The sequence below is a fragment of the Sodalis-like endosymbiont of Proechinophthirus fluctus genome, assembly GCF_001602625.1.
Lineage (GTDB): Bacteria > Pseudomonadota > Gammaproteobacteria > Enterobacterales > Enterobacteriaceae.
On sequence record NZ_LECR01000040.1, the window covers coordinates 1 to 3,931 of the forward strand.

Below are 3,931 nucleotides of genomic sequence, written 5' to 3' on the forward strand. Positions count from 1 at the left end.
TTGGACGGTCATGTAGTGCTGTCCCGCCAGCTTGCCGAATCGGGACATTATCCCGCCATCGACATTGAGGCTTCTATTAGCCGGGCGATGACCGCCTTGGTGAATACGCTCCATTTTCAACAAGTACAGCAGGTAAAGCAGTGGCTCGCCAGCTATCAACGCAATCGAGATCTCCTGTCGGTCGGTGCTTATGCCGCCAGCAGCGACCCGCTACTCGATCAGGCTATTGCCCACTATCCGCAATTGGAGAGCTATCTGCGCCAGGATGTATCGCAGCGCTGCAATTACGTTCAGTCCTGTCAACAGCTGTCCAGTCTTTTCACTCCCCCTTCAACCGCATAAGGAATCCTTCATGACCAGTACATCGCCAATTGAAACATTGATAGAGCATGCTGAACGAGCGCTAGAAGAAGCCTTGATTCAGCTCGGCGCCTGCCGCAGCGCACACGCCAGCGCCGTGGCACAGATGAATCAGCTGATAGGTTACGAACAAGACTATCGCAAACAGCTCGAAGAGAATATGACCAGGATCGGTCTGAACGTTGATAAATTGATTAATTATCAGTATTTTATCTCATCTCTGTATAAAATTGTTTCCTACCATAGCCAGCAAGTGTCGGTGTTCCAATCGCAGGTCGATCTAGCAATGGCCCACTGGCAACGGAAAAAACAGCGGCTTAACGCGTTTGAAATTCTGAAAATGCGTTCTGATACCGCCCGTCAATTACGAAAAAGCCGCCGCAATCAAAAACAAATGGATGAGTTCGCTCTAGGGGCATCCTTAAGGAGAGTGGAATCATGACACTCAACGCGAGTGCTGTTATCTCGGGCAGCGGGCAGCCTATCGCTACGTCCGTCCCCGCCGAATTGCCCCAATGCGAGTTTTCCGATGCCTTAGAGCATTATCTCGCCGGTACATGGAGACAGGACGTGGGCGTCGAAAGCACGGCGACGAATCCGAAGGCAACCCTTACGCAGCGCTGCAAGACCCTGACAGCCCTTATTCACCGGCGTCTGGCGGAGGGGGATAACGTGCTGGACGATGACGAGCTGCAGCATTTACAGGCGCTGCAGGCACAGTTGGCACTGCAGCAGTGGCCCGACGACATTGATCCTGGGCTGGCGAAACTGGGCATTGCCCCCGTCCCAGAGCGTGATCAGCATAACAGCGCGGGGCTGGCGATGAACGAGTCTCGTGCCGAGACTGGCGGACCAACGAAAACCCTGTCCCGCCCCGGCGTCTGGAGCGCAGTGGCACCATCCTCCCTTACAGTCGTCTCGCCGGAATTTACAGACACCCAGGGCGAAGGCGTCTGGAGTAATAAAGATCAGCAGCCGCTGGTGTTGGTGCCGTCGACCAAGCGCAACGCGCGCCGCACGGAAAACATACCACTCCGTCTTGGCAACGTTAACCTTCAGAAATTAGCCGCGCACCCGCTCGCGCGCGGCGAAGCACCGTTGCGCATCGCGACACCGGCAGGAAAATTTGCTACAACTGCGATGCATACGCCAAGCACGGGGCTGGAAGTTATCACCACCGACACACCCTCTCAAGGGACAGCGGCCCCGCCGCCGGCACCCATAGTGCACCTACGCCAACCGTTGGGCTCCCTGACCTGGCAGCAAAAACTCGGTGAACACATCACGCTATTCAACCGTAATGGGGTCTTTCACGCTCATTTACATCTGCATCCGCGGGAGTTGGGAGCGGTGAAAATTAACTTGCGCCTAAACAAGGAGCAGTTGCAGGTCCATTTCGCTTCAGATAATCAGCAGGTGCGGGCAGTATTGGAAACCGCTATGACCCAATTGCGCATCTCACTGGCGGAAAACGGCATCACTCTCGGCGATACCAGCGTCTGCACAGAAGAATCCAGCCATGATACCTCCGGTCATCAGCAAGGCCGCGGTGCCAATCCCCAACACGGGCAAGGGAAGGGGAAGTCGCTGTTCATGGCGCACCGTAACGGCGGCATGTCAGCTGACCTCGGCGCGTGGTACCACGATGGTATTGATATCTATGCCTGAAGGGGCAAAGTGCAGGCGTTTTAGACGTTTTTTTTTTTCTTTATTCGGGATGATTAACGGGATACTAGCACGGAGCTCGGCCGCAGGCGCGCGGTGGCGAGGGAAAGATTTGGCTACAGGGGAAAAATACGTGTCAGGCATTAACACTATTTTTACTAAAAACCGCGTTATCACGGTCATTATTCTGGGGTTGATCGTCGTGCTAGCGATCAACTTGCTCGTCTATCTGCAGTCCGGTGTGAAAGAAGAATTACTTCCTGTCAGGCAGACAGTAGATGACCTGCCTGCAGAACACGGTTTGCCGCCGGTGTATTTTCCGCTGGACTCCTTTACCGTGAGTCTACAGCCGGAGGACGGCGATTACGGCGCCATGCTGTACGTCGATTTAACGTTGCGTCTACGGGACGAAAAGACGCGTGAGTTAGTGGAAAATCAATTACCCGAGTTACGCAATCACCTGATTCTGCTGCTGTCGCAGCAATCCCCCGCCTCGCTCATCTCTGCGGCAGACAAGCAGGCATTACTTAAGCGGATAAAGCGCGAGCTCAATCAGCAGTATCCCAGCGGTCAGTCTCCCTTCGTGACTGACGTATTTTTCAACTCATTTATTGTGCGGTGAACGCTATGTTCGAGAAAGAATACGCCTGCCCAAGCCCTCCTACGCGCAAACAGGCCAAGAAGGAGCTAAGGCAGGCACAATCGTGCGCCGAGCAGCACGCCCATTTGCAGGCCAGTTCGGGTTCGCCGTTTGATACCGTGCAACGGCGTCTCCTGGAGGGAGAGCATTTGAAAGGGTTGGAAATGATCAACCAAAATTTCGCCGGCCGGTTTCGCCGCGCTCTGTTTGGCCTAATGCAGCGTCGCACCGATATCAGTGCGGAAGCGATTTTAATTCAACCGTACCGTGAATTCATCGCGCAGTTGCGTCCTCCCGCCAGCCTGAACCTTGTCAATCTGAAACCGCTGCGAGGCAATACACTTTTCGCCTTCACGCCGGGACTCATCTTTACCGCACTCGACACACTGTTCGGCGGCATCGGGCGACTGCCTGACACGCAGGAGCGGGAATTCACCCCGGCAGAAAATCGTGTTATCGACCGTTTGCTGAAGATGATGCTGCAGGCTTACGGCGACGCCTGGCTGAGGTTACATCCGCTAGAACCAGAATATATCACCGCGGAAACCTCCTATCTCTTTACCGGTTTTAGCGACGGCGAAATGGTCATAATTTCCCCGTTTCGGGTCGCTATCGGCGGCATGCAGGGCGAGTTCGCCATTATTTTCTCGCAGGCGACCCTGGAGCCGCTGCACGAGATGTTGAGTAAACCACTGCCAGGGCATATCTGCCGGGATCAGGGACAGTGGCGACAAAACCTAGCCAGGCAACTGCAGGGCACCGAATTGGAGCTTATCGCTCGTTTCGCCGACCTGCCTTTGTACCTGTCGCAGGTCATGGTGCTGCGGCGCGGCGATATCCTGCCGATCCCCCGCCCCGATCGCGACCGGCTGACTGCCTACGTTGACGGCGTACCAGTGTTTCTCGGCAGCTATGGCAGCTTGAATGGGCAGTATGCGCTGCGGGTAGAACACGTGATCAATGAAGGCATTAATCAACTGAATAATAAGGACATATCTCATGAGTGATACCTCACATACGCCCTATAGCAAGGCGCTATTGCACGAGATAGACGTAGACGTGCAAACCAATAGCAATGCAGCACGGCCGGCACCGACTGGACCGGAATTTCCCGACACTGATGCCGCCGAGGAGGGATCACCGCTTACGGAAGATCTCAGTCTGATTCTGGATATTCCGGTGAAAATGACTGTGGAGTTGGGACGCACCCGGATGACCATTCGCGAACTATTACACCTGAGTCAGGACGCGGTTGTGCCACTGGCA

Annotated in this window: 5 protein-coding genes and 1 pseudogene; all 6 read left to right on the top strand. The window is 54.8% G+C overall.

What is annotated here, in order from left to right:
- A pseudogene (fliI, locus tag BG74_RS04345) lies at nucleotides 1–342 on the top strand (flagellum-specific ATP synthase FliI); the annotation flags it as partial.
- A gap of 10 nt (nucleotides 343–352) precedes the next feature.
- Nucleotides 353–802: a flagellar export protein FliJ gene (gene fliJ / locus BG74_RS04350; RefSeq protein WP_066596856.1), complete on the top strand. Its 450-nt coding sequence runs from the start codon at nucleotides 353–355 to the stop codon at nucleotides 800–802.
- Nucleotides 799–2,028 (top strand): flagellar hook-length control protein FliK, encoded by a 1,230-nt coding sequence (locus tag BG74_RS04355; RefSeq protein WP_066596858.1) that lies wholly within the window; start codon nucleotides 799–801, stop codon nucleotides 2,026–2,028. The genes fliJ and BG74_RS04355 overlap by 4 nt, the downstream gene beginning before the upstream one ends.
- A 130-nt stretch (nucleotides 2,029–2,158) precedes the next feature.
- Nucleotides 2,159–2,647: a flagellar basal body-associated FliL family protein gene (locus tag BG74_RS04360; protein ID WP_066596860.1), complete on the top strand. Its 489-nt coding sequence runs from the start codon at nucleotides 2,159–2,161 to the stop codon at nucleotides 2,645–2,647.
- A gap of 5 nt (nucleotides 2,648–2,652) precedes the next feature.
- Nucleotides 2,653–3,672, top strand: coding sequence for a flagellar motor switch protein FliM (gene fliM, locus BG74_RS04365; protein WP_066596861.1), 1,020 nt, complete (start codon nucleotides 2,653–2,655; stop codon nucleotides 3,670–3,672).
- A partial coding sequence (locus BG74_RS04370) for a FliM/FliN family flagellar motor switch protein (protein WP_187202609.1) occupies nucleotides 3,665–3,931 on the top strand: 267 nt, incomplete at its 3' end. The genes fliM and BG74_RS04370, both read left to right, overlap by 8 nt.